This is a genomic window from Plantactinospora veratri (assembly GCF_036421995.1).
GTDB classification, from domain to species: domain Bacteria; phylum Actinomycetota; class Actinomycetes; order Mycobacteriales; family Micromonosporaceae; genus Plantactinospora; species Plantactinospora veratri.
This window is the reverse complement of sequence record NZ_JAZGQL010000009.1, coordinates 65,656-88,150: the sequence shown is the minus strand read 5'-3', so window position 1 is coordinate 88,150 and position 22,495 is coordinate 65,656. Positions and strand designations below refer to the sequence as shown.

General features: G+C 73.2%; 25 protein-coding genes. 9 read left to right on the top strand and 16 right to left on the bottom strand.

The window, feature by feature from the left end; translation table 11 throughout:
- Positions 1–7: 7 nt before the first annotated feature.
- The 3 genes from V1634_RS15275 to V1634_RS15265 all read left to right on the top strand — a co-directional run bounded on the left by V1634_RS15275 (position 8) and on the right by V1634_RS15265 (position 2,478).
- Positions 8–529: a 2Fe-2S iron-sulfur cluster-binding protein gene (locus V1634_RS15275; protein ID WP_331208473.1), complete on the top strand. Its 522-nt coding sequence runs from the start codon at positions 8–10 to the stop codon at positions 527–529.
- Positions 526–1,515 (top strand): FAD binding domain-containing protein, encoded by a 990-nt coding sequence (locus V1634_RS15270; protein WP_331208472.1) that lies wholly within the window; start codon positions 526–528, stop codon positions 1,513–1,515. The genes V1634_RS15275 and V1634_RS15270 overlap by 4 nt, the downstream gene beginning before the upstream one ends.
- Positions 1,516–1,638: 123 nt before the next feature.
- Positions 1,639–2,478, top strand: a complete 840-nt coding sequence (locus tag V1634_RS15265) for an aldo/keto reductase (RefSeq protein ID WP_331208471.1) — start codon at positions 1,639–1,641, stop codon at positions 2,476–2,478.
- A gap of 50 nt (positions 2,479–2,528) precedes the next feature.
- Here V1634_RS15265 and V1634_RS15260 read toward each other — a convergent pair whose 3' ends face one another.
- The 3 genes from V1634_RS15260 to V1634_RS15250 all read right to left on the bottom strand — a co-directional run bounded on the left by V1634_RS15260 (position 2,529) and on the right by V1634_RS15250 (position 4,809).
- Positions 2,529–2,996 carry a hypothetical protein gene (locus V1634_RS15260; RefSeq protein WP_331208470.1) on the bottom strand — a complete coding sequence of 156 codons (468 nt, stop codon included), beginning with the start codon at positions 2,994–2,996 and terminating at the stop codon, positions 2,529–2,531.
- 92 nt (positions 2,997–3,088) lie between these two features.
- Positions 3,089–3,703 carry an FMN reductase gene (locus V1634_RS15255; protein ID WP_331208469.1) on the bottom strand — a complete coding sequence of 205 codons (615 nt, stop codon included), beginning with the start codon at positions 3,701–3,703 and terminating at the stop codon, positions 3,089–3,091.
- Positions 3,700–4,809 (bottom strand): LLM class flavin-dependent oxidoreductase, encoded by a 1,110-nt coding sequence (locus tag V1634_RS15250; RefSeq protein WP_331208468.1) that lies wholly within the window; start codon positions 4,807–4,809, stop codon positions 3,700–3,702. Before V1634_RS15250 ends, V1634_RS15255 begins: the two co-directional genes overlap by 4 nt.
- A gap of 234 nt (positions 4,810–5,043) precedes the next feature.
- On the opposite strand from V1634_RS15250, the gene V1634_RS15245 reads away from it, so the two are divergent.
- The 4 genes from V1634_RS15245 (at position 5,044) to V1634_RS15230 (ending at position 9,332) form a co-directional block, all read left to right on the top strand.
- On the top strand, positions 5,044–6,399 hold the full coding sequence (locus V1634_RS15245) for a histidine kinase (RefSeq protein WP_407951792.1): 1,356 nt from the start codon (positions 5,044–5,046) through the stop codon (positions 6,397–6,399).
- Positions 6,396–7,133, top strand: a complete 738-nt coding sequence (locus V1634_RS15240; protein WP_331208467.1) for a response regulator transcription factor — start codon at positions 6,396–6,398, stop codon at positions 7,131–7,133. Before V1634_RS15245 ends, V1634_RS15240 begins: the two co-directional genes overlap by 4 nt.
- Before the next feature lie 172 nt (positions 7,134–7,305).
- Positions 7,306–8,190 carry an ABC transporter ATP-binding protein gene (locus V1634_RS15235; protein ID WP_331208466.1) on the top strand — a complete coding sequence of 295 codons (885 nt, stop codon included), beginning with the start codon at positions 7,306–7,308 and terminating at the stop codon, positions 8,188–8,190.
- 59 nt (positions 8,191–8,249) lie between these two features.
- Positions 8,250–9,332: an ABC transporter permease gene (locus V1634_RS15230; protein WP_407951797.1), complete on the top strand. Its 1,083-nt coding sequence runs from the start codon at positions 8,250–8,252 to the stop codon at positions 9,330–9,332.
- Positions 9,333–9,348: 16 nt separating this feature from the next.
- Here the strand turns inward: V1634_RS15230 and V1634_RS15225 are convergent, their stop codons facing one another.
- The 6 genes from V1634_RS15225 to V1634_RS15200 all read right to left on the bottom strand — a co-directional run bounded on the left by V1634_RS15225 (position 9,349) and on the right by V1634_RS15200 (position 14,651).
- Entirely contained in the window at positions 9,349–10,446 is a 1,098-nt protein-coding gene (locus V1634_RS15225; protein WP_331208464.1) for a CapA family protein, read from the bottom strand.
- Positions 10,447–10,538: 92 nt separating this feature from the next.
- Entirely contained in the window at positions 10,539–11,150 is a 612-nt protein-coding gene (locus V1634_RS15220; RefSeq protein WP_331208463.1) for a bifunctional 4-hydroxy-2-oxoglutarate aldolase/2-dehydro-3-deoxy-phosphogluconate aldolase, read from the bottom strand.
- Between the two features lie 11 nt (positions 11,151–11,161).
- Positions 11,162–11,914, bottom strand: coding sequence for an IclR family transcriptional regulator (locus V1634_RS15215; protein ID WP_331208462.1), 753 nt, complete (start codon positions 11,912–11,914; stop codon positions 11,162–11,164).
- An 18-nt stretch (positions 11,915–11,932) separates the two neighbouring features.
- Positions 11,933–12,928: a sugar kinase gene (locus tag V1634_RS15210; protein ID WP_331208461.1), complete on the bottom strand. Its 996-nt coding sequence runs from the start codon at positions 12,926–12,928 to the stop codon at positions 11,933–11,935.
- 248 nt (positions 12,929–13,176) lie between these two features.
- Positions 13,177–13,539 (bottom strand): ArsR/SmtB family transcription factor, encoded by a 363-nt coding sequence (locus tag V1634_RS15205; protein WP_331208460.1) that lies wholly within the window; start codon positions 13,537–13,539, stop codon positions 13,177–13,179.
- A gap of 50 nt (positions 13,540–13,589) precedes the next feature.
- On the bottom strand, positions 13,590–14,651 hold the full coding sequence (locus V1634_RS15200) for a DUF2332 domain-containing protein (RefSeq protein ID WP_331208459.1): 1,062 nt from the start codon (positions 14,649–14,651) through the stop codon (positions 13,590–13,592).
- Positions 14,652–15,000: 349 nt separating this feature from the next.
- Here V1634_RS15200 and V1634_RS15195 point away from each other — a divergent pair, with 349 nt between their 5' ends.
- Entirely contained in the window at positions 15,001–16,227 is a 1,227-nt protein-coding gene (locus V1634_RS15195) for a multidrug effflux MFS transporter (RefSeq protein ID WP_407951796.1), read from the top strand.
- A gap of 71 nt (positions 16,228–16,298) precedes the next feature.
- Here the strand turns inward: V1634_RS15195 and V1634_RS15190 are convergent, their stop codons facing one another.
- On the bottom strand, positions 16,299–17,180 hold the full coding sequence (locus tag V1634_RS15190; protein WP_331208613.1) for a pentapeptide repeat-containing protein: 882 nt from the start codon (positions 17,178–17,180) through the stop codon (positions 16,299–16,301).
- A 168-nt stretch (positions 17,181–17,348) separates the two neighbouring features.
- Positions 17,349–18,173 carry an ArsR/SmtB family transcription factor gene (locus V1634_RS15185; RefSeq protein ID WP_331208457.1) on the bottom strand — a complete coding sequence of 275 codons (825 nt, stop codon included), beginning with the start codon at positions 18,171–18,173 and terminating at the stop codon, positions 17,349–17,351.
- Between the two features lie 192 nt (positions 18,174–18,365).
- Between V1634_RS15185 and V1634_RS15180 the strand changes: the two genes are divergently transcribed.
- Positions 18,366–18,590, top strand: a complete 225-nt coding sequence (locus V1634_RS15180; RefSeq protein WP_331208456.1) for a DUF2188 domain-containing protein — start codon at positions 18,366–18,368, stop codon at positions 18,588–18,590.
- 137 nt (positions 18,591–18,727) lie between these two features.
- Here the strand turns inward: V1634_RS15180 and ptsP are convergent, their stop codons facing one another.
- The 5 genes from ptsP to V1634_RS15155 are packed head-to-tail and all read right to left on the bottom strand — an operon-like array spanning position 18,728 to position 22,463.
- Positions 18,728–20,374: a phosphoenolpyruvate--protein phosphotransferase gene (ptsP, locus tag V1634_RS15175; protein ID WP_331208455.1), complete on the bottom strand. Its 1,647-nt coding sequence runs from the start codon at positions 20,372–20,374 to the stop codon at positions 18,728–18,730.
- On the bottom strand, positions 20,367–20,651 hold the full coding sequence (locus V1634_RS15170; protein WP_331208454.1) for an HPr family phosphocarrier protein: 285 nt from the start codon (positions 20,649–20,651) through the stop codon (positions 20,367–20,369). The genes ptsP and V1634_RS15170 overlap by 8 nt, the downstream gene beginning before the upstream one ends.
- A 15-nt stretch (positions 20,652–20,666) precedes the next feature.
- Positions 20,667–21,707, bottom strand: a complete 1,041-nt coding sequence (locus V1634_RS15165; protein ID WP_331208453.1) for a zinc-dependent dehydrogenase — start codon at positions 21,705–21,707, stop codon at positions 20,667–20,669.
- Positions 21,704–22,153, bottom strand: coding sequence for a PTS sugar transporter subunit IIA (locus V1634_RS15160; protein ID WP_331208612.1), 450 nt, complete (start codon positions 22,151–22,153; stop codon positions 21,704–21,706). The genes V1634_RS15165 and V1634_RS15160 overlap by 4 nt, the downstream gene beginning before the upstream one ends.
- Position 22,154: 1 nt before the next feature.
- Positions 22,155–22,463 carry a PTS sugar transporter subunit IIB gene (locus V1634_RS15155; protein WP_199853257.1) on the bottom strand — a complete coding sequence of 103 codons (309 nt, stop codon included), beginning with the start codon at positions 22,461–22,463 and terminating at the stop codon, positions 22,155–22,157.
- Positions 22,464–22,495: the final 32 nt, after the last annotated feature.

The window sequence follows — 22,495 nt, the reverse complement described above, 5'->3', positions numbered from 1 at the left end:
CGGAAGGATGGATGCCGAGGTCAGCCTTTGGGTGGACGGGACCGCTCACCGGGTCACCGTCGACACCCGGACCACCCTGCTGGACGCCCTCCGGGAGCGACTGGGCAACACCAGCCCGAAGAAGGGCTGCGACCATGGGCAGTGCGGTGCCTGCACGATCCTGCTCGACGGGCGGCGGGTGAACAGTTGTCTCGCCCTCGCGGTGGCACACGACGGGGCCGAGATCGTCACCGCCGCCGGCCTGGCACCCGACGGCGAACTGCACCCGATGCAGCAGTGCTTCATCCAGTACGACGCCTTCCAGTGCGGCTACTGCACGCCCGGGCAGATCGTCTCGGCGGTGGCGATGCTGCGCGAGGCGGAGGCGGGCTGGCCGAGCGCGGTGACCGCGGACCGAGTCCCGGCCGGCGACGGAGGCCGGGCGGGGCTGGACGCCGACGAGATCCGGGAACGGATGAGCGGCAACCTCTGCCGCTGCGCCGCGTACGCGAACATCGTGCCGGCGATCCAGGAACTGGCCCGGCGATGAGGCCCTTCCGGTACACCCGGGCCGAGGACGTGACCGGTGCCGTCGCACTGCTCGCCGAGGCACCCAACGGCGCGTTCCTCGGCGGCGGGACGAACCTGGTCGACCTGATGAAGCTGGAGGTGGCCACCCCGGACCTGCTGGTGGACGTACGCCGGCTGACCTCGGACCAGGTGGAGGAGTTGCCCGACGGCGGCATCCTGATCGGTGCTGCCACCCCGAACAGCGAGCTGGCGGCACACCCACTGGTCCGGAGCCGCTATCCGGTGCTCTCCCAGGCGCTGCTCTCCGGCGCCTCCGGCCAGCTGCGCAACCTGGCGACCGCCGGCGGGAACCTGCTGCAACGCACCCGCTGCGTGTACTTCCAGGACGTCACCACCCCGTGCAACAAGCGGGAGCCCGGCACCGGCTGCTCGGCGATCGACGGCTACAACCGGGAACTCGCGATCCTCGGCACTTCGCCGGAGTGCATCGCGACCCATCCGTCGGACTTCGCGGTCGCACTGGTCGCACTGGACGCCGTCGTGCACACCGAGGGTCCCGGGGGCGGGCGGCGCATCCCGATGGCCGAACTGCACCGGCTGCCGGGCGGCGAACCGCACCAGGACACCGTACTCGCGCACGGCGAGCTGATCACCGCGATCGAGGTACCGCCGCTCGCCTTCGCCGCCCGGTCCCGCTATCGGAAGGTACGCGACCGGGCGGCGTACGCGTTCGCGCTGGTCTCGGTGGCGGCGGCGGTCGACCTGGTGGACGGGACGGTGCGGGACGTCCGGATCGCGTTCGGCGGGGTGGCGCACAAGCCGTGGCGGGCCGGCCGGGCCGAGGAGCTGCTGCGCGGCGGCCCGGCCCGGGAGGACCGGTTCCGGGAGGCTGCCGAGGCGGAACTCGCCGAGGCCCGACCGCTGCCCGGCAACGCCTTCAAGGTGCCGCTGGCCCGCAACACGCTGACCCGTACCCTGCTCGACCTGGTCGACGGCCCCGGCTGAGCCCCACTTCACGGTGCCGCCACCTGGACGGCCGGTACGTCGGCGCGGGTAGGTTGATCAGGAACGTCGCACCACGCCGGCCCGCGCCGCCGGGCCGGACCCCGAGCGCAGGAGATCAACCACATGAACGCAGAGTCGACCGTGCCGACCCGACCGCTGGCCAACGGTGCCCGGATACCGCAGCTCGGTTTCGGCACCTGGCCGCTGAACGACGCCGAGGCGGAGCGGGCCGTCGCCGAGGCGATCGGGGCCGGTTACCGGCTGATCGACACCGCCTACAAGTACGGCAACGAGGTGGGTGTCGGCCGTGGCCTGCGCGTCTCCGGGGTGCCCCGGGAGGAACTCTTCGTCACCAGCAAGCTCAACGGCGAGTGGCACGGCCGGGACAGGGTGCAGGAGGCGTTCCGGGACAGTGTCGGCAAGCTCGGCGTCGACTACCTCGACCTCTATCTGATCCACTGGCCGATGCCCTGGCAGGACCGGTACGTCGACGCCTTCCTGGGCCTGACCGACCTGCTCCGGGACGGCCGGGTACGGGCCATCGGGCTCTCCAACTTCAAGCCGGCGCACATCGACCGGATCCGCGCCGCCACGGACGTCACGCCGGACGTCAACCAGATCCAGTTGGATCCGACGCTGACCCGGGACGCCGCCCGGGCGTACCACCGGGAGCACGGCATCGCCACCCAGTCCTGGGGGCCGATCGGGCACGGCGGCGAACTCCTCACCCACCCGGTGGTGACCGGGATCGCCGACCGGTACGGCCGTACCCCCGCGCAGGTCGTGCTGCGGTGGCACCTCGACCTGGATCTCATCCCGATCCCGAAGACCGCCTCGCCGGACCGGATGAAGAGCAACATCGACGTCTTCGACTTCACCCTCGCCCCGGAGGACGTCGCCGCGCTCTCCGCGCTGGACCGGGGTGAGCAGGCCGCCACCGACTCCGACACCACCGGGCACTGATCCGGCACCGGGCACTGACACACCTGCACCGCGGCGAGGCGCCGTCCCGGTCAGGGTAGTTCCATCGTCTCCGCGACGGCGATCTCGGCCAGGGCGGCGGCCAGGTAGTCGCCAACCGCCCCGCCGGTGACGGCGAGCAGGTCGGCGACGAGCAGCGGGGCGTGCCGGGCCACCCCCGCCGGATCGGCCGGCGGCGCCTCGTCCGCCATCTGGTGTACGCCGAGCGCACCGGTCAGCAGCAGCGCCAACACCCCGACGTCCAGCCCCGGCAGCCAGCCGGCGTTGCTCCGGGCGCACCGCACGAGTACGGCCTGCACGTCCTCCCCGGCCAGCCCGTCCGGATGCGCCTGCTCCAGCAGCAGCCGCAGCACCGCGCCGAGCACCAGCCCGACCTGTTCGGCAGGGAGCAGGGCCAGGTCGCCGGCCGCCTCGTCGAGGGCGTCCGGGTCCCGCGCCCGGACCGCCTCGACGGCACGGACGGTCGCCTGCGTGATGGCCCGGGGCACCGGTGGGGTCATCGGCACATTCAACCGGACGTACCCGGACCGGCCCGGCCCGGGCACCCCGGAAAGGGTCTGCCGGGCCGGGCTCTGTCGGGGCTGAGCCGGGCTCAGTCGCCGGTCAGCAGTTGGTCGAAGGTCGTGGTGAGCCGGAACGGGTCGGCGGCCTCGGCCGGTTCGCGGTGGGCGACCTGCTCGGCGAGTTCCCGGGCGGCCCGGTCGATCCGGCGGCGTAGCGTGCCCTGCGCGTTGCCGCCGGCCCAGTCCTCGGGGGCGGCGAAAACCGAGGTCGGCACCACCACCGCGCGCAGGTAGCTGAACATCGGCCGGAGGGCGTGTTCGAGCGCGAGCGAGTGCCGGGCGGTGCCGCCGGTCGCGCCGATCAGCACCGGCCGGTCGACCAGGGCGTCGTCCTCCAGCACGTCGAAGAACGACTTGAACAGGCCGCTGTACGAGGCGTTGAAGATCGGCGTGACCACGATCAGGCCGTCCGCGCCGGAGACGGTGTCCAGCGCCTGTTTGAGCGCCGTGGACGGGAAGCCGGCGAGCAGGTGGTTGACCACGTCGTGCCCGTGGTCGCGCAGCTCGACCACCTCGGTCCGGACCGGCACGCCCCGGCGGTCGAGTTCGGTACGGGTGGCCGAGCTGAGCTGGTCGGCGAGCAGCCGGGTGGAGGAGGGCACGCGCAGCCCGGCCGAGACGACCGCGAGGGTCCGGGCCGTCATCGGGCGGCTCCCGCCCCGGCCGCCTCGGCCGCCGCCTCCCGCTCGGCCTTCATCGAGGCGTGCGTGGGCGCCTCGGGTACGTGCGCGGGGCGGAGCGCGGCGAACTCCCGCCGCAGCACCGGTACGACCTCCTCGCCGAGGATGTCCAACTGCTCCAGTACGGTCTTCAGCGGCAGTCCGGCGTGGTCGACCAGGAAGAGCTGCCGCTGGTAGTCGCCGACGTAGTCCCGGAAGGTGAGGGTGCGGTCGATCACCTGCTGCGGGCTGCCGACGGTCAGCGGGGTCTCCCGGGTGAAGTCCTCCAGCGACGGACCGTGCCCGTAGACCGGCGCGTTGTCGAAGTACGGCCGGAACTCGCGTACCGCGTCCTGCGAGTTGCGTCGCATGAACACCTGGCCGCCGAGGCCGACGATGGCCCGGTCGGCGTCGCCGTGGCCGTAGTGCGCGAACCGCTGCCGGTAGAGGCCCACCATCCGCTGGGTGTGCTCCTTGGGCCAGAAGATGTGGTTGGCGAAGAACCCGTCGCCGTAGTACGCGGCCTGCTCGGCGATCTCGGGGCTGCGGATCGAGCCGTGCCAGACGAACGGCGGGATGCCGTCCAACGGCCGGGGTGTCGAGGTGAACGACTGCAACGGGGTGCGGAACTTGCCCGTCCAGTCGACGACGTCCTCCCGCCACAGCCGGCGCAGCAGGTCGTAGTTGTTGATCGCCAGCGGGATGCCGTTGCGGATGTCCTGCCCGAACCACGGGTAGACCGGTCCGGTGTTGCCCCGACCCATCATCAGGTCGACCCGGCCGTCGGCCAGGTGCTGGAGCATCGCGTAGTCCTCGGCGATCTTCACCGGGTCGTTGGTGGTGATCAGGGTGGTCGCGGTGGAGAGCAGCAGCCGGCTGGTCCGGGCCGCGATGAAGCCGAGCATCGTGGTGGGGGACGACGGCACGAACGGCGGGTTGTGGTGCTCACCGGTGGCGAAGACGTCGAGGCCGACCTCCTCCGCCTTCAACGCGATGGCGACCATTGCCTTGATCCGCTCCGCCTCGGACGGCTCGCGCCCGTTCGTCGGGTCGGTGGTCACGTCGCCCACGCTGAAGATCCCGAACTGCATCGCCAGCTCCTCACTCGGTCCCGGATGCCAACCCCCGGGTTTGCCCCACACAACATACTTGCCGCGTCAACTATTCCACGTACTTGCCGCGTCAACTATTCGGCCGCCGGCCGGGGGCAGGACCGGCCTCGGACGGCGACAACCCGGTGGAGCGGGCCGGGCACGGGGGGTGATCTCGATCATCCGGGCAGGTCGGAGATGCGCCGGACAGGGCGAATACGCTATTCATGTCGGGTGGAGGCTGGCAGCGCACGACGAGACGACACGGCACCGGCCGGCGGGCCGGGGAACGCCGCGGCGGGCCAGTGGGTCCGCCCCGGGCCGACCCGGCGACAGCGGGAGCGGGACCTCTATCTGGGCCTGTCGATGGCCGCGCTCGGCGTGATCAGCGTGGTGCTGTCGAACAGCATGGGCAGCTTTCCGCTCGGTACCCCGCCGTCCTGGCCCGAGCAGTTCGCCTGGGCCGTCGCCGGTGGCCTGCCGCTGATCTGGCGACGCAGTCATCCCGAGACCAGCACCAGCGTGCTCGCCGCGATCTTCATCGCCGCCCAGGTCCGGCACGTTCCGGAGGTATGGATCGCGTCCACGACGCTCTTCGTCGCCGTCTACAGCCTCGGTGCCTGGGGGCGGAACCGCCGGCTCTCGGTCCGGATCAGGATCGGCGTCATCGTCGCGATGTTCGTCTGGCTGGTGATCGCCGCGGGATTGAGCATCGCTTCGGTGGGGCCGAACTTCCCGGGCGCGGCCGGCCCGATCTCCCCGCTCGTCGCCGCCGCGATCACCACCGTGCTGTTCAACGGCGCCTTCTTCCTGCTCGCCTACCTGCTCGGCAACCGCACCTGGACCTCCGCGCTGCGCCAGCACGAGCTGGAGGTGCAGGCCGAGGAGCTGCGCCGGTCCCGGGCCGAGAACGCCGAGCGGGCGGTCAACCAGGAACGGGTACGCATCGCCCGCGAGCTGCACGACGTCGTCGCCCACCACGTCTCGGTGATGGGGGTGCAGGCCAGCGCGAGCCGGCGGGTCATGGACAAGGACCCGGAGAAGGCCAAGACCGCGCTCGCCGCCGTGGAGCAGAGCGCGCGTACCGCCGTCGACGAGTTGCGCCGGATGCTCGGGGTGCTGCGCAACGCGGGCGCCGCCGACGAAGCGCTCGGCTACGGGCTGGAGCAGGTCGACAGCCTGCTCCAGAGAGCCAGGGACGCCGGGCTCGCCGTCGAGTACAAGATCTACGGCACCCCGGTGCCGGTGCCGGAGTCGGTCTCCCTGGCCGGCTACCGGGTGGTCCAGGAGGCGATGACGAACACCATCAAGCACGCCCGGGCCAGCGCGGTCGACGTACGGATCCGGTACCTGCGCCGGGAGGTCGAGGTGGAGGTGACCGACGACGGCCGCACCGGGCTGGTTGCCGCGCCGGCCCGATCCTCCGGCAGCGCCGGGCTGGGACTGATCGGCATGCGGGAACGGGTCGCCGCGCACGACGGCAGTCTGGAGGCCGGCGCCCGGCCCGACGGCGGTTACCGGGTACGGGCCCGCTTCCCGATCGCCCAGGCCGGTACCGCCGACGCCTCCCCCGCCGGGGCGACGGCATGACCGAGCCGAACCAGGCGACGCCGATCCGGGTCCTCCTCGCCGACGACCAGCATCTCGTCCGGGCCGGCCTGCGGATCATCCTCGAGACGGAGGAGGACCTCGAGGTGGTCGGCGAGGCGGCGGACGGCCACCGGGCGGTGGAACTCGCCCTCGCCCAGCGGCCCGACGTCGTACTGCTGGACGTCGAGATGCCACACCTGGACGGGTTGGCGGCGACCCGGCAGATCGTGGCGGCCACCGGGGCGGACGGGCCGGCGGTGCTGATCCTGACCACCTTCGACCGGGACGACTACCTCTTCGCCGCGCTCCAGGCCGGCGCCAGCGGATTCCTGCTGAAGAACGGCTCACCCGAGGAACTGGTCGAGGCGGTCCGGATCCTCGCCCGGGGCGACGCGCTGCTCGCCCCGCAGATCACCCGACGGGTGATCGCCACCTTCGCCGCCCCGCCCGGGGCGGCGGCCCGGACACCCGGCCAGCCCGGGGCGGGCGGCGGCCCCGCCGACCTCGACCGGCGCCGGCTGGCCGAGCTGACCGAACGGGAGCGGGAGGTACTGGTGCAACTCGCCGGGGGCGCCTCCAACGCCGAGATCGCCGAGCGGCTGCTGCTCAGCGAGGCGACCGTGAAGACGCACGTCTCCCGGGTACTGATGAAGCTCGGGCTGCGCGACCGTACCCAGGCGGTGGTCTTCGCGTACGAGCACGGGGTGGTGACCCCGGGCGGTGCCGGCGGCTGACCGGCCGGGCCGCCGGGCGCGTCGCCCGGTGTCATACCGGCGGCGCCCGACAGCGGAAGTGGATCATCCCTGCGGTTCCGTCGCGCGGCGGACGTCAGCCGGGTCCGGCCGGATTATCGTCGTCCCCGCCGGTGCAGGGTGCGTCGGCGGAAGACCTGGCGAAGGAGGCCGGATGCTGCGCGTGGCGTCCGTCGATCGGTCGTTCGGCGGCCGGAGAGTGCTCGACGACATCTCCTTCGAGGTGGCCCCGGGCCGGATGACCGGGTTCGTCGGCGCCAACGGTGCCGGCAAGACCACCTCGATGCGGATCATCCTCGGCCTGCTCTCCGCCGACTCGGGGACGGTGACCTGGAACGGCGAGCCGGTCAGCCGGGCCGTTCGGCAGCGCTTCGGCTACATGCCCGAGGAGCGCGGCCTGTACCCGAAGATGAAGGTCCGGGAGCAGCTCGTCTACCTCGGCCGGCTCTACGGGCTGACCGCGCCGGCAGCCCGGCGCAGCGTCGACGAGTTGCTCGACCGGATCGGTCTGGCCGAGCGGGCCGACGACCCGCTGGAGAAGCTCTCCCTCGGCAACCAGCAGCGGGCCCAGATCGCGGCGGCGCTGGTGCACGACCCCGAGGTGCTGATCCTGGACGAGCCCTTCTCCGGTCTCGACCCGATCGCCGTCGAGGTGATCGCCGGGGTGCTGCGGGAACGGGCCGCCCGAGGGGTACCGGTGCTCTTCTCCAGCCACCAGCTCGACGTGGTGGAGCGGCTCTGCGACGACCTGGTGATCATCGCCGCCGGGGCGGTACGCGCCGCCGGCAGCCGCGCCGAACTCCGCTCCCGCTACGCGACCCCGCGCTACCAACTCGTCTCCGACACCGACGCCGGCTGGATCCGGGACCTGCCCGGAGTCTCCATCGTGGACCTCGACGGCGCACGGGTCGTGATCGAACTCGCCGACCCCGCCGACGACCAGACGGTGCTGCGGGCGGCCCTCGCCCGGGGCCCGGTACGCGCCTTCGGCCCCATCGTCCCCTCGCTCGCCGAGATCTTCCGGGAGGTAACCCAGTGACGACGCTCGCACCGTCCCCGGCCCGGTCGCAGTCCGACCCGGCCGCCACCCGCACCACCCTGTGGGGCGCGACGAAGCTGGTCGCCAGCCGGGAGATCGCGGTCAAGCTGCGGGACCGGACGTTCCTGATCAGCACCCTCCTCTTCCTGCTGATCGCGGCGGCGAGCACGGTGCTGCCGGCGCTCTTCGCCAACAGCAGTTCGACGGTGGCGGTGGTCGGTTCCACCGAGGCCGGTGCGCTGCTGGACCGGGCCGGCATGGAGGTGGTCTCCGCCACCGACGTCGCGGCGGCCGAGCAACTGGTCCGGGACGGCGACGTGGACGCCGCCGTGGTGCCGGGCGACGGGTCCGGCGGGCTCCGGGTGCTGGCGTTGGACCGTACCCCGGACTCGGTGGTCCGGGCGCTGAGCAGCGCTCCCCCGGTGCAGTTGCTCGACCCGGACGCGGTCGAGCCGGTGCTGGCCTTCCTGGTGCCGATGTCCTTCTCGATGGTCTTCTTCTTCGTCTCCATCAGCTTCGGGGTGCAGATCGCGCAGAGCGTCACCGAGGAGAAGCAGACCCGCATCGTGGAGATCCTGGTCGCGGCGGTGCCGGTCCGGGCCCTGCTCGCGGGCAAGGTACTCGGCAACGGCGCACTCGCGTTCGGCCAGGTGGCGCTGATCGCGCTGGTCGCGGTGGTCTCGATGCAGGCCGTCGGCGGGGACGCCGGGCTGCTGGGTCAGCTCGGTCCGGCGATCGCCTGGTTCATCCCGTTCTTCGTGGTCGGCTTCGTGCTGCTGGCCTCGCTCTGGGCGGTCACCGGTGCGCTGGTCAGTCGGCAGGAGGACATCAGCGGGGCGTCCGGCCCGGCACAGTTGGTGATCATGGTGCCGTTCTTCCTGGTGATCTTCCTCAACAGCAACCCGACGGCGATGGCGGTGCTCTCCTACGTGCCGCTGTCCGCCCCGACGGCGATGCCGCTGCGGCTCTTCTTCGGCGACGCCGCCGCCTGGGAGCCGATCCTGGCGCTGCTGCTCCTGCTCGGCGCCGCCGCGCTCTGCATCGCGCTCGCCGCCCGGCTCTACGAGGGGTCGCTGCTGCGCACCAACGGCAAGACCTCGCTGCGGGCCGCGTGGCGGGAGCGGGAGACCCGGGTCTCCTGAGGACCCCGACCGGGAATCAGGATCGTGTCGCGGCGAGGCCGGAACAGCGCCTCGCCGCGCCGATCCGCTCCTCGATCCGCTCCCGGGCGGTGCCGGAGACGAGTACCGGCTGACCGGTCCGGGAGACCGTGGCGGGCAGGAACTCGTTGCGGACCACCGTACGGCCCCGGACGGTCAGCCGGAGCACCCCGGAGTCGGTGCTCTTCGAGTCGCCGTACCAGAGGAAGTTGCCGAGCCCGTAGTGCACGTACGTCCGGCCGAGCCAGCCGTCGGCGAGCAGCGTGTGCGCGTGCGTACCGAGCACGATGTCGGCCCCGGCCCGGGCCATCCGGCTCGCGAAGCTCTTCATCTCGCCGCTCGGACACCGGTTCCCCTCGATCCCCCAGTGCATGAAGACGACCACCAGATCGGCCCGCTCCCGGGCGGCCCGCACGGCGGCGGTGGCCCGGGCGGTGTCGAACGCCATCGCCACCCCGGGCCGGTCCGCCGTCGGCTTCCACTGCCCGGCCAGCTCGTGCACCTGCGACATGCCGAGTACGGCGATCCGCACCCCGCGTACCGTGGTCAGCCAGGGCGCGTACGCCGCGTCGGCGTCGCGCCCCGCACCGAAGACCGGGAAGTCCGCCTCCGCCGCCGAGTCGAGGGTGTCCGCCAGCCCCACCTGCCCGTAGTCCAGCACGTGGTTGTTGGCGATCGAGGCGGCGTCCACCCCGGCGGCCCGCAGCGCCGGATAGGCGCTCTCCGGCGCCCGGAAGTGGAACCGCTTCGGCTGCGGGGTGCCCCGACCGGTCACCGCCGTCTCCAGGTTCAGCACGGTCAGGTCGGCGTCGCGCAGTGTCGCCGCGATCCGGCCGAACGCCGTCTCCGGCTCGTCGAGCAGCCGCAGCGTGCGCCCGGTGAAGTGGACGTCACCGGCGAACGCCAACCGCAGTTCGACCGGCGCGGCCGGGGTCGGTGACGCCGCCGGGCCGCTCGGCACCGGAGCCGGCGGGTTCACCGACGCCCCGGGCGCGCTCGGCTCGGCCTCCGGCTCCGCCGAGCATCCGAACAGGAGCGTCCCGGCCGTGACCCCCGCCAGCACCGTCCGCCACGCCCGCACCGCGCCGCCGCCCATCCGGCGAGGGTACGCGGTGCAGACCCGAGCGCCGTTACGGCGTCCCCGCGACCACCGGGACGCGTCCTCTCGGGGACCCCGACGGGCGGGGGTTACCGGCGGACGAGCCGGCCGAGCAGGTCGAGTTGGCGGGAGTCCTGCAACGCGGAACCGACCGCCACCACCCGGGCACCGGCCGCGAGGAAGGCGGCGGCGTTGTCGGCGTCCACCCCGCCGGTCGCGACGAACCTGACCGCCGGGAAGGGGCCGCGCTGGGCCCGGAGCCAGCCGGTGCCGAGTTCGCTGGCCGGAAACGCCTTGAGCCAGGTGTGCCCGGTACGGAGCGCCTGGCCGATCTCCGACGAGGTGGCGACCCCGGGCAGGTGGGCAAGGCCGAGCCGGGAGCACTCGGCGGCCACCTCCGGGTCGTACCCGGGTGCCACGGTGAAGACCGCGCCGGCCTCGTACACCGTCCGGACCTGTTCCGGGGTGACCACCGTGCCGGCGCCGACCGGCCGGTCCCGGTCCCGGCCGGCCGCGATGGCGGCGTGCAGCGAGGGCAGCGCGTCCGGGCTCTGCACCGGTACCTCGACCACGTCGATGCCGGCGTCCCAGGCCCGCCCGCAGAGTTCGACCGTCCGGTCCGGGTCGAACCCGCGCAGGATCGCCATCACCGGCTGGTCGGCGAAGAGCTTGTCGAAGTAGGTCGTGGAAGGGTTCGACACGGTGGCTCCGTTCATGATCGGTGTTCTCCGGTCCAGCCGAGGTCCCGGGAGATCGCGGCGCAGGTCGCGGTCAGCTCCGGCAGGTGTTCGCGGAGCCGCTCCAGCGGGGCCAGGGCGCGCAGCGCGGTGAGCGACACCGCGCCGGCCACCCGCCCCCGGGCGTCCCGGACCGGTACGGCGACGCAGTTGACGAAGTCCTCGAACTCGCCGTCGTCCTCGGCCCAGCCGCGCTCGGCGGTCCGGGCCAGCTCCGCCCGGAACTCGGCCGGGTCGGTGATCGAGGTGTCGGTGTGCCGGGGGTACGTCAGCCGGGCCAGGAAGCGTTCCCGGGCCGGTTCGTCGAGGTGGGCCAGGACCGCCTTGCCGACTCCGGAGGTGTGCGGGTCGACCGGCTGGCCGATCCGGGACCGCATCCGCAGCGCCCCGCGACCGTCCACCTTGGCCACGTAGACGATCTCGTCGTCGACGAGTTGGGCGAGGTGCACGGTGTGGCCGTGCCGGTCGCCGAGCCGGACCAGGTGCGGGTGGGCGACCGGGTGCAGGTCGAGCTGCTCCACCGCGTGCTGCGCGATCGCCACCATCCGGAAACCGATCGTGTAGCGGCCGTCGACCGGGCGGGCGAAGCCGCCCCGTTCGAGGGTCTGCACCAGCCGCAGCGCGGTCGACCGGTGCACCCCGAGGTCGTCGGCGAGTTCGCCGAGCGAGCGGGGCCGCTCGGCGAAGAGTTCGATGATGCGCAGGGCGCGCTCGACGGTCTGGGACACGGGTCGGACTCCCCCGCCTCAGGCCGCCGGGCCGGCGGGCCGGTGCCAGTCGTCCAGGGTGATGCCGAGCGTGGCGCAGATCGTCGGCACCGGCGGCAGTTCGGCGAAGTCGGAGACGGAGCCGAGCGCGGCACCGGCGACCAGGTGTCCGAGCCGCAGCCGGGCGGCGGCGTCGAGGCCGCGCAGCGCGCCGGAGAGCCACCCGGCGGCGAAGGCGTCGCCGGCACCGACCGGCTCCACCACCTCGACCGGCCGGGCCGGCTCGACGGTGACCCCGTCGGCGGTGAACGCGAGCGCCTCCACCGAGCCGTTCTTCACCACCAGGGTGCCGGGCCGGTCGACCAGGGCGCGGACGTCCTCCGGTTCCTTGACGTCCCAGAGCCGCGCCGCCTCGTCCAGCCCGACGAAGACCACGTCGGCGGCCTGGGCCAGCCGGAGCAGCTCTGTGGCGGCGGTGGCGGGGTCGGGCCAGAGCGGCGGCCGGTGGTTGACGTCGAAGGAGACCAGCCGCCGTCCCGCCGGCCGGCTGCTGATCAACCGATCGACCAGCGCCCGGCAGCTCTCCGAGAGTGCCGGGGTCACGCCACTCAGATGCAGTACGGCCGCCGGCACCGCGTCGACCCGGGTCGCGTACCCGGGGTCCATCCCGGCGGCGGCGGAACCGCTCCGGTAGTAGTAGACCTTCGTACCGTCCGGGCCCGGGTCCTTGAGGTAGACGGCGGTCGGCCGGGTCGGGTCGACCTCGACCAGCGAGGTATCCACCCCGGCCGCCCGGACCTCTCCGACGACCAGCTCGCCGAGCGGGTCGGCACCGACCCGGCTGGCCCAGCCGGCCCGGTGGCCCAGCGCGGCGAGGAACATCGCGACGTTGGACTCGGCGCCGCCGGCCCGGAGCACGAAGGTCGACTCGGCGTCCAGGCGCCCGCCGGGAGTGGGGGTCACCATCGCCATCGTCTCGCCGACGCAGACCGCGTCGAGCGGCGTCGTCGAGCGGCTGTCGACCGGCGGAGGCATCGGACTCCCATCTGGTGCACATGTTGCACCAACTGCTCAATATCTGCACCACGTGCCGATGGCTTCACCCTAGATCAGCGATTGCCCCGCCGCGACGGCCGTGCCCGCGCAAGGGCCGGCGAGTGAGCAGGAACACCGCGACCGGCGCACCTGCCGTCCGGGGCCCTGCCGTCCCGCGTTCGGGATTCAGTCGTGGTCCGCGTCCCGCTTCGGGATTCAGTCGTGGTTCCGCGTCCCGCGTTCGGGATTCAGTCGTGGTCCGGGGCGCCGGTGAGGTGGTGGTCGGCGGCGTACAGCACCTCGGCGACCAGCCGCCGGACGTGGCCGCCCCGGGCCCGGTAGACCGCCCGCCGGCCATCGCGCCGCACGCTGACCAGGCCGGCGAGGAGCAGCTTCGCCAGATGCTGCGACACCGCCGGCCGGGCCGCCCCGACGGCCAGGGCCAGGCTGCCGACGTCGTACTCGCCGTCGCGGAGCAGCCACAGCAGGCGGAGCCGGGTCGGTTCGGCCAGCATCCGCAGCGCGGTGACCGCCGTCTCGACCTGGGCCTCGGTCGGCAACTCCGGGCCGTCGCCGCCGGCCGGTGCCTCGTCGGGTGCGTACACGAGCACCTACTCTGCTGCCGCCACGGCAGTCGTGTCCACCTCGGCGGAGCGCCGGGTCAGCCGGCCGGGTCCAGAGGGCCCAGCCAGCGCAGGTGACCGTCGACCCGGAGCAGCGGCACGACCACGCCGTCCGGACCGTGCATCGCCAGTTCGCCGCGTGGATCGGCGACCTGCCCGCCGTGCGGCGCCGAGGGCGGCTCCTGCCAGACGTGGTAGAGCGGACCGTCGTCGCCGATCGAGTCGATCGCCCGGTCGAAGGCCGCCCGTCGAGGCACCGGCACGTGCATCCGGGTCGCCGCGTGGAACACCACCCTCGGCTCACCGGACGGCAGGCCGCGACCCAGTTCCGGGCAGACCCGCACCGCGTCACCGGCGACGACGGCGGGCGGGTCGGTCGCCACCGCGTCGAGGGCGGCGTCGAGCAGCGTCGCCGCGTCCCGGTTCTCCGGCCAGACCAGCGCCCGCAGCCAGCGCCGCGCCCGCTCGTCGGTGACGTCCACCGGATCCAGGTCCACCCCGGTCCGGCTGGCGATCGGCGGTACGTCGTCCAGGTCCGGCGGCGGCGTACGACCCAGCCACCGGCTGTCCAGGGTCACGGCGGCGTCGGCGGGCCCGAACACCCGCTCGCCGAGGAGGTAGCGGTAGCGGTCCACCTGGAGGTGGATGCCGGCGCTCGACCCGACCTCGACCAGGTGCACCGGCCCGGCGCAGCGTCGCCCGACCGCCCAGAGCGCGTACCGCAACGCGATCGCCCGGCGTACGACGTTGGTCTGCACCAGGCGGGTACGGACGAGTTCGCCGAGTTCGGCCCGGTACCGGCGGCAGAAGTCGAGCAGTACCGGCCCGGCATCCGCCGGCGCGGCGGCCGACGAGCCGACCAGCGACGGGTAGAAGTCGCGTAGCGGGTGCCGTACCCCGGCCAGCAACAGGTAGTGTGCCGCCCCGAAGAACAGGTACGACGCCTGCTGCCCCGGCCGCCGCCGGGTCAGCAGTTCGAGGGTCGGTCGGTCCCCCGCGACCACCGGGCAGAGCGCCCGGTAGAGCGGGGAGGTGGTGAAGGTCGCCGGCCCGGCGGCGAAGTGTTCGGAGAGTTCGTCGATCTCCCGCACCGTCGCCATGTCCCTCGTTCCGTGTCTCCGACGATCCGGTCCCGGTCGGGAGCTACCCGGCCGCTCCGGAAGGCCACTGCGGCGACGTTCGGGCCCGGTCGTACCGGTTCCGTGCCGGGGACGGCGATTCAGCCGGTTCCCGGGCGTCGTACCAGTATCCGGTGCGTGCCGGCCGGACGGCTGTGAACTGAAGCACCTCTTGATCGACCGGGAATGTGTCGGAGCGCCAGCGGTTGGAGGCAGGTGTGATCTTCGCTGTTCCTGTTCAGACTCACGACCATCAGCCGGGAAGGGTCTCATGACCGCCACCGCCGCGCACGTCGAGGCGTCCGCGCCGCCCGCCACACCCGGCGACCTGATGACCGCCCGGGAACGGCTGCGGCTCGTCCTGGTGCTCGGTGCGCTGATCGCGATCGGGCCGTTGACGATCGACATGTACCTGCCGGCGCTGCCGGCGATCACCGCCGACTTCGGTACCGCCGAGGCGGCGGTCCAGTTGACCCTCACCGGCACCCTGGCCGGGCTCGCCCTCGGCCAGTTGCTGATCGGTCCGTTGTCGGACGCGGTGGGCCGGCGGGTTCCGCTGCTCGCCGGCCTGGTGCTGCACGTGGTCGCCTCGGCGCTCTGTGTCGTCGCACCGAACGTCGGCGTGCTCGGCGTGCTGCGGGTGTTGCAGGGGCTCGGCACCGCCGCCGCCTCGGTGGTGGCGATGGCCGTGGTACGCGACCTGTTCAGTGGAACGGCCTTCGCCAGGATCTTCTCCCGGCTGATGTTGGTGATGGGTGCCGCCCCGGTGCTGGCGCCCACCCTGGGCAGCGCGGTGCTGGGCTGGACGGACTGGCGCGGGGTCTTCGTCGCGCTCGGCGTGGTCGGAATCGTCCTGGTCGTCCTCGCGGCGTTCAAGCTGCCCGAGACGCTTCCGGTGCACCGGCGGCGCAGTGGCGGCGTACGCGGCACCGCCCGGGTCTACCGCTCGCTGCTGCGGGACCGTACGTTCGTCGGGCTCGTCGCGGTGGCCGGGCTGGCGATGGCGGCGCTGTTCGCGTACGTCTCCGGTTCCTCCTTCGTCTTCCAGGAGCAGTACGGTCTCGACGAGCAGCAGTTCGGGATCGTCTTCGGTGCCGGCGCGGTGGGGCTGATCGGGGCCTCCCAGCTCAACGTCCGACTGCTGCGCCGGTACGCCCCGCAGCGGATCCTGGTCACCGCGCTGGCCGTCGGCACGCTGGCCGGGTTCGCACTGCTCGGCTTCGCCGCGACCGGGCTCGGTGGGCTGCCCGCCGTGCTGGTGTCGCTCTGGGTGGTGCTCGCCGCCTCCGGTCTGGCCATGCCGAACGCTCCGGCGTTGGCGTTGAGCCGGCACGGCGAGGCGGCCGGCACCGCGGCGGCGCTGCTCGGTGCGGTCCAGTTCGGCATCGGCGCGCTGCTGGCGCCGCTGGTCGGCGTGCTCGGCAACGGCAGCGTGGGGATGGGTCTGGTGATCGCCGGCGGCATGGTCGCGGCGCTTGCCGTGCTGCTCCTGGTCGTCCGCCCGGCCCAGCTCTCCCCCGCGCCCGCCCCGGAGGTCTCCCCCGCCATCGCCCACTGACCGAACGACGCGCCCTCGCCCTCTTGATCACGTAGCGTCCGGCTCGCGCCGGGCGGCCGGACGCTACGTGATCACGAACGGCGGCGGGGGCGGCGGCGGGATGGCGGGCGGCGGGGGTGGGATGGCGGGGGGTGGGGGTGGGATGGCGGGGGGTGGGATGGCGGGCGGTGCCAGTGCGCCGGGTGCCGCAGGGCCGCCGGGAGGGCGGTCCGGGCGTCTCCGGCCGCCGCGTCGACCTGGGCCTGGGTGAGGAAGAGACTGCGGGCCAGGTCGGTGCCGCGCAGGTCGGCGCCGCGCAGGTCCGTCCCGGTGAGGTCGGCCAGGGTCAGGTCGACGCCGCGCAGGTCGGCGCCGATGAGGTACGCCCCGCGCAGGTTGGCGGCGACGAGGTCGGCCCGGCGAAGGTCGGCGCCGATCAGCTCGGCTCCCCGCCGGTCGGCGCCCTTCCGGCCGGCCCGGGACCGGACCTGGTCGCTCGCCCGCAGCAGCAGCTCGTTGACGGTCCGGCGGTGGGTCGGGACGTCCAGGGCGACGAGCGAGGAGGGGTCGCCGTCGGCGAGCCCTTCGGTCGTGGCGCGGGCGGCGGCCAGCTCGGTGTGCAGCGGCTCGGCCGGGTCCAGCGCCAGGGCCTCGGCCAGATACCAGAGCAGTTCGTGGAGTTGCCGCACGACCGGGAAGACCTCGAACATCCCCGCCGCGATCTCCGGGTTGGTCCGCCAGTCCCGCCCCCGGTAGGTGATCTGGGCTACCTGCTGGCCGGCGCCGAAGCAGTCGAAGACGGTACATCCGGCGAAGCCCCGCTCGCGCAGGTCGCGGTGGATGCCGCAGCGGTGGTCGGGCCGGAGGTTGGGGCAGGGCCGGCCGGCGGGCTTGTCGATGGCGAAGTCCGACGAGGCGGCGAAGGCCGGCACCACGCAGCACAGCCCGAAGCAGCGCTCGCAGTCGGCGCGCAGCTCGCGCCGCCGCCCGGGCGGGTCGGAGCTGGTCGGGGGTACGGCGGGCGGGGAGGTGCCGGACAAGACAGTCGATCTCCAGAAAGCGAGCCGGAAGGCAGGTTCCGCGCCGTCCGGCTCGGGCCCACCCCGTGGTTGAGCTCGGTAAAGAGTACCGACCCGGTGAGGTCAGCCGGCCGCCGGTGCGGGCTCGGGCTCGCCCTGCGGCAGCGGCTCGCCGGTCTCCAGCAGTGTCTTGAGGCTGGAGAGCAGTTCCGACCAGCCCTCGCTGACGCTTTCCAGCAGCGTGCTCCCCGGCGCGAAACCCTGGTGTACGACAGTCAGCCGCACCGCACCGCCGCGAGGCTCGATCTCGAAGGTCACCCTGCTGCGCGGCTCCTCGGCCAGCTTGGCCACCTCCGCCGGGTCCATCTCGTAGGCCCTGGCGAACTCGGGGCTGAAGTCGTGCCAGGCGTACGAGAGCCGGCGGTAGGGCTCGGCCTCCAGCACCACCTGCTCCGGGCCGACGATCCGTACGCCGTTGTGCACCCAGACCATCTCCGAGCCGGCCCGCCAGTCGGTCTCGAAGGTGACTCCCCAGTACCGGCTGGTGAAGGCGGGATCGGTCAGCGCCTGCCAGAGACGCTCCGGGGTGGTGTTGATGTAGCTGGTGTAGACGAATTCGCGCTCACCCATGGGTTGCTGCTCCAATGCGCTCTTGAGGTCGGCGAGTGCGTGCACCCGCGCCCGGTCGTACTGGTTGATCCAGCGGTCCGCGATGGCGTTGATCGGCTCGGCGTTGAGGTAGTGCAACTTCTCCCGGCCGCGCCAGAGCGTGGTGACCAGGTTGGCCGCCTCCAGCACCGCGAGGTGCTTGCTGACGGACTGCCGGGTCATCGCCAGCCCGGCGCACAGCTCTCGCAGGCTCTGCCCGTTGCGGGTGTTCAGGCTGTCCAGCAGCCGGCGGCGACTGCCGTCGGCGAGCGCCTTGAACACCGCGTCCATCCTCGTCATCCCCCGAACATGCAGCCAACTGGTTGCCCAAGACCATAGGCAACCAGTTGGCTGCATGTCAACCGATCGGGGAGACGCGACCCACGAGGGCCGCAGCGGACGACCCGGCGACATCGACCGGCGGTGATGGTTTCCGATTTCGTAGCCCGGGTAGCTATCTCTCCATAACCGACAGTCGACCAGGAGGAACAGATGGCATCCCGAACGCAGTACCACGTCGTGCCCGAGGCCAGTGGCTGGAAGGTGGAGCACGGCTCCACAGTGGTCGGACACTACGACACCAAGGAGAGCGCGCTGGGCGCCGGCCGTGACGCGGCCAAGGCGAACCAGCCGAGCCAGCTCGTCGTACACAAGCAGGACGGCCAGATCGAGACCGAGCACACCTACCGCGACGACCCCTACCCGCCCGCCGGATGAGCGCAGCCGCCGGAGGACGACGGCAGCGAATCCCCGGCCGCGCGCCCGGCGGAGTACCTACGGATCGGCCCACGCCGCTGTGCTGGCGTGGGCCGATCCGCGTCTGAGCCGGGGTGGCAGGTCAGGCGGCTCGGGGTTCAGGCGACCGCCTTGCGGGCCCGCGCCGGGTCGTCGGCGTCCAGGGCCAGCCGGGCCAGCCGCAGGCAGTCGGGGTACGAACGCCCGGCGAGTGCCGCCCGCACCGGGGCCAGCGAGCGCCCGGACATCGACAGGCTGGTCATCCCGAGGCCGACCAGGACCGGGGCGAGCAGCGGGTCGGCCGCCGCCTCGCCACAGACCCCGACCGGCTTGCCGGCGGCCCGTCCGGCGGCACCGACCTCGCCGATCAGGCGCAGCAGCGCCGGCTGCCACGGGTCCAGCAGCTCGGCCAGCAGGCCGGACTGCCGGTCGGCGGCGAAGGTGTACTGGCTGAGATCGTTGGTGCCGACGCTGAGGAAGTCGACGACCTCCAGCAGTTGACCGGCGCGCAGTGCCGCCGCCGGCACCTCGACCATCACCCCGGCCTTCGGCAGCCCGGCCGCGTGCACCGCGTCGGCGAACTCGGCCGCCTCGGCCCGGGTGGCGACCATCGGCGCCATCACCCAGACCTCCGCCCCGGTCTGCCCGGCCGCCCGGGCGATCGCCGCCAGCTGGGTCCGCAGCAGCTCCGGGCGCTGCCGGACCAGCCGCAGGCCGCGTACCCCGAGTGCCGGGTTCGGTTCGTCGGCCTGGTGCAGGAACGGCAGCGGCTTGTCGGCGCCCGCGTCCAGGGTGCGGATCACCACCCGGCGCCCGGCCAGCCCGGCGAAGACCTCCCGGTACGCCTCGGCCTGCTCGTCCAGGGAGGGTTCCCGGCTCCGGTCGAGGAAGAGCAGTTCGGTGCGGAACAGCCCGACTCCCTCGGCGTCACCGGCCGCCGCCAGGTCCCGGGCCGAGCCGATGTTGGCCAGCAGGGCGACCGGGTGCCCGTCCGAGGTCTGCCCCGGGCCGGAAACCGCCGCCACCGCCGTGCGGTGCTCCCGGTCGGCAGCGGTGGCAGAGGCCACCTCCGCCGGGTCGACGTCCACCCGGACCAGGCCGGTCGCGCCGTCGACCAACACCGTCGTGCCCTCGGCGAGGTCGCGGGCGCCGGGGCAGGCGACCACGGCGGGCAGCCCGAGCGCGCGGGCCAGGATCGCGGTGTGGCTGGTCGGGCCACCGGACTCGGTGAGCAGCGCGACCACCTGCTCCGGGTCCAGGTCGACGGTGTCGGCCGGGGCCAGGTCCCAGGCGGTGAGCACGTACCGGTGCCCCGGCGACGGGACTCCGGGCATCGGCCGGCCGAGGCAGACCGCCACCGCCCGGTCGCGCAGGTCGTCGAGGTCGGCGACCCGCTCGGCCAGGTATCCGCCGGCCGCCTCGAACGCGGCGCGGTGGGTGGCGAAGGCCGCGTCGATGGCGTGCGGCCCGTCCGACCCGGCCAGCACCTTCTCGCGTACGGCGTCGAGCAGCACCGGGTCCTCGGCCATCATCGCCTGGGCCCGGAGTACGTCGACCAGGGTCTTCTCCCCCGACCGGTCGGCCCGGCGGTTCAGCTCGGCGACCACCTCGCGCAGTGCCGCCACCGCCCGGTCGGCCTCGGCCGCCGGATCGGTCACCGGGGCGGGTGCGGGTAGCGCCGGCACCCCGGCGACCCGGAGCACCGGCCCACCGGCGACTCCCGGGCTGACCCCGATGCCGTGCAGCGGCCCGGCCGGCTCAGGCATCGGCCGGCTCCTCCGCGTCCAGGTCCCGGGCGAGCAGCTCGGCGAGACCGTCCAGGGCCGCCTCGGCGCCCTCGCCGTCGGCCTCCAACACCACCTCGGTGCCCTGCTTGGCGCCGAGCGAGAGCACCGAGAGCATGCTGTTGGCGGGTACCGCCCGCTTCTGCCCGGTCCGGATGGTCACCGGGACCGGCGCGGCCCCGGCCGCCGCGACGAAGAGCGCCGCCGGGCGGGCGTGCAGGCCGCTGGCGGAGCCGACCGTCACCGTGCGCGTAGCCATGATGGCCTCCCTCTCTCAGGGTTCGATCGTGACCTTGATGGCCTCGCCCCGGGCGACCACGCCGAAGGCGTCGACGGCCCGTTCCAGCGGAAGCCGGTGGGTGATCAGGTCGGAGACCGGCACCGAACCGGTGGCGATCAGGCGCAGCGCCTCGGCGTTCTGCGCCGGGCTGGAGCCGTTGGCACCGACGATGGTCAACTCGCGGTAGTGCACGAGATTGGAGTCGAGCGAGATGGTCGGGTTGTCCTTGGGCAGGCCGCCGAAGAAGCTGATCCGGCCCTGCCGGGCGGCCATCTGCACCGCCTGCTCCTGGGCCGCGCCCGAGGCCGCGGCCGTGATGATCACGTCGGCGCCGCGCCCGTCGGTCAGCTTCAGTACCTCGTCGACCGGGTCGACCTCGACGCCGCAGATCGCCGCGTCCGGGTGCACCAGCGCCGCCGCCAGCTCCAGGCGCTCCCGGTTCAGCTCGACCAGGAAGACCCGGGCGGCGCCCCGGGCGCGGGCCAGCCGGACGTGCAGGCAGCCGATCGGCCCGGAGCCGACCACCACCACGTCGTCGCCGGGGCCGACCCCGGCCAGCTCCTGCCCGTTGAGTACGCAGGCCAGCGGCTCGGCCACCGACGCCTCGGCGAACCCGACCCCGTCCGGGATCCGGTTCAGCCCGTCCACCGCCAGCACCTTCGCCGGCACCACCAGGTACTGCGCGAAGCCGCCCTCGTAGTGGTAGCCCATCGACTCCTGGTTGGGGCAGACGGTCATCCGGCCCCGCCGGCACTCCGGGCAGGTACCGCAGGGGATCGCCGCGATCACCTGCACCCGGTCGCCGGGCGTCCAGCCGGCGACCTCGGATCCGGTCTGCACCACCTCACCGGCGATCTCGTGCCCCATCACCCGGGGCGGGTGGATGTGGTGGTGCCCGAACTTCGAGATCTTGACGTCGGTGCCGCAGGTGGAACAGTTGCGTACCCGGATCTTGACGTCGCCCGGCCCCGGGGTGGGCTCGGGGACGTCGGAGATGCGTACGTCACCGGGAGCGTGGAATCGAACGGCCTTCATCGGTTGCTGTCCTCCGGTGCCGGCGTGAGCAGCGCCAGCACGTCTTCGGGATCGGTGGCCTCGCGCAGGGCGCGGGCCCGGTCGGTGTCGAGCAGGATCTCGGCGAGGCTGGCCAGCAGCTCGACGTGGCCGTCGCCGCGGGCGGCTATCGCCACGCAGACGGTGACCGGCTGGCCGCCCCAGTCGACGCCGTCGGGAAACCGGAGCACCGCGAGCGCGTCCCGGTGCACCAGGTCCTTGCCGGCGAGGGTGCCGTGCGGGATCGCCACGCCCTCGCCGACGTAGGTGGAGACGGAGCGTTCCCGGTCGAGCATGGTCCGCACGTACTCGGAGTGGACGACGCCGATGTCGACCAGGACCTCACCGCAGCGCCGGATCGCGTCGTCGCGGTCGGCGGCCACCTCGGTCAGCCGGATCGCCCGCCGGTCGAGGACGTCTCCGCTCAGTTCAGCCACTGACCTCACCCCCGGACTCGATCGCCTTGACCACGGCGGTCACCGCCGGGTCGCCGAGGAAGACCTGGAACGGCACGACGACCTTGTCGGGTGCGGCGGCCCGGGCCCGGGCGGCCAGCCCGTTGTGCGTGATCACCACGTCGGCGTCGCCGGGGATCGAGTTGACCGGGGTGTGCTCCACCGTGACCGAGTACTTCTTGAGCTGCTTGCGGAGCTGGCTGGCGAGCATGACGCTGCTGCCCATCCCGGCGTCGCAGGCGACCACGACCTTGTGGATGTCCTTACCGTTGATGCTGCCCATGGCGGTACCCCTCTCGTTCGTACGGTGGTCGG

Excerpts from the sequence above, each read along its gene's own strand:
- V1634_RS15275 (WP_331208473.1), top strand. The coding sequence starts at position 8 with ATGGATGCCGAGGTCAGCCTTTGGGTGGACGGGACCGCTCACCGGGTC.
- V1634_RS15260 (WP_331208470.1), bottom strand. The coding sequence starts at position 2,996 with ATGACCCCACCGGTGCCCCGGGCCATCACGCAGGCGACCGTCCGTGCC.
- V1634_RS15250 (WP_331208468.1), bottom strand. The coding sequence starts at position 4,809 with ATGCAGTTCGGGATCTTCAGCGTGGGCGACGTGACCACCGACCCGACG.
- V1634_RS15155 (WP_199853257.1), bottom strand. The coding sequence starts at position 22,463 with ATGGGCAGCATCAACGGTAAGGACATCCACAAGGTCGTGGTCGCCTGC.
- V1634_RS15270 (WP_331208472.1), top strand. The coding sequence starts at position 526 with ATGAGGCCCTTCCGGTACACCCGGGCCGAGGACGTGACCGGTGCCGTC.
- V1634_RS15255 (WP_331208469.1), bottom strand. The coding sequence starts at position 3,703 with ATGACGGCCCGGACCCTCGCGGTCGTCTCGGCCGGGCTGCGCGTGCCC.
- V1634_RS15185 (WP_331208457.1), bottom strand. The coding sequence starts at position 18,173 with ATGACGAGGATGGACGCGGTGTTCAAGGCGCTCGCCGACGGCAGTCGC.
- V1634_RS15265 (WP_331208471.1), top strand. The coding sequence starts at position 1,639 with ATGAACGCAGAGTCGACCGTGCCGACCCGACCGCTGGCCAACGGTGCC.
- V1634_RS15210 (WP_331208461.1), bottom strand. The coding sequence starts at position 12,928 with ATGCCTCCGCCGGTCGACAGCCGCTCGACGACGCCGCTCGACGCGGTC.
- V1634_RS15195 (WP_407951796.1), top strand. The coding sequence starts at position 15,001 with ATGACCGCCCGGGAACGGCTGCGGCTCGTCCTGGTGCTCGGTGCGCTG.
- V1634_RS15235 (WP_331208466.1), top strand. The coding sequence starts at position 7,306 with ATGCTGCGCGTGGCGTCCGTCGATCGGTCGTTCGGCGGCCGGAGAGTG.
- V1634_RS15165 (WP_331208453.1), bottom strand. The coding sequence starts at position 21,707 with ATGAAGGCCGTTCGATTCCACGCTCCCGGTGACGTACGCATCTCCGAC.
- ptsP (WP_331208455.1), bottom strand. The coding sequence starts at position 20,374 with ATGCCTGAGCCGGCCGGGCCGCTGCACGGCATCGGGGTCAGCCCGGGA.
- V1634_RS15200 (WP_331208459.1), bottom strand. The coding sequence starts at position 14,651 with ATGGCGACGGTGCGGGAGATCGACGAACTCTCCGAACACTTCGCCGCC.
- V1634_RS15180 (WP_331208456.1), top strand. The coding sequence starts at position 18,366 with ATGGCATCCCGAACGCAGTACCACGTCGTGCCCGAGGCCAGTGGCTGG.
- V1634_RS15170 (WP_331208454.1), bottom strand. The coding sequence starts at position 20,651 with ATGGCTACGCGCACGGTGACGGTCGGCTCCGCCAGCGGCCTGCACGCC.
- V1634_RS15240 (WP_331208467.1), top strand. The coding sequence starts at position 6,396 with ATGACCGAGCCGAACCAGGCGACGCCGATCCGGGTCCTCCTCGCCGAC.
- V1634_RS15225 (WP_331208464.1), bottom strand. The coding sequence starts at position 10,446 with ATGGGCGGCGGCGCGGTGCGGGCGTGGCGGACGGTGCTGGCGGGGGTC.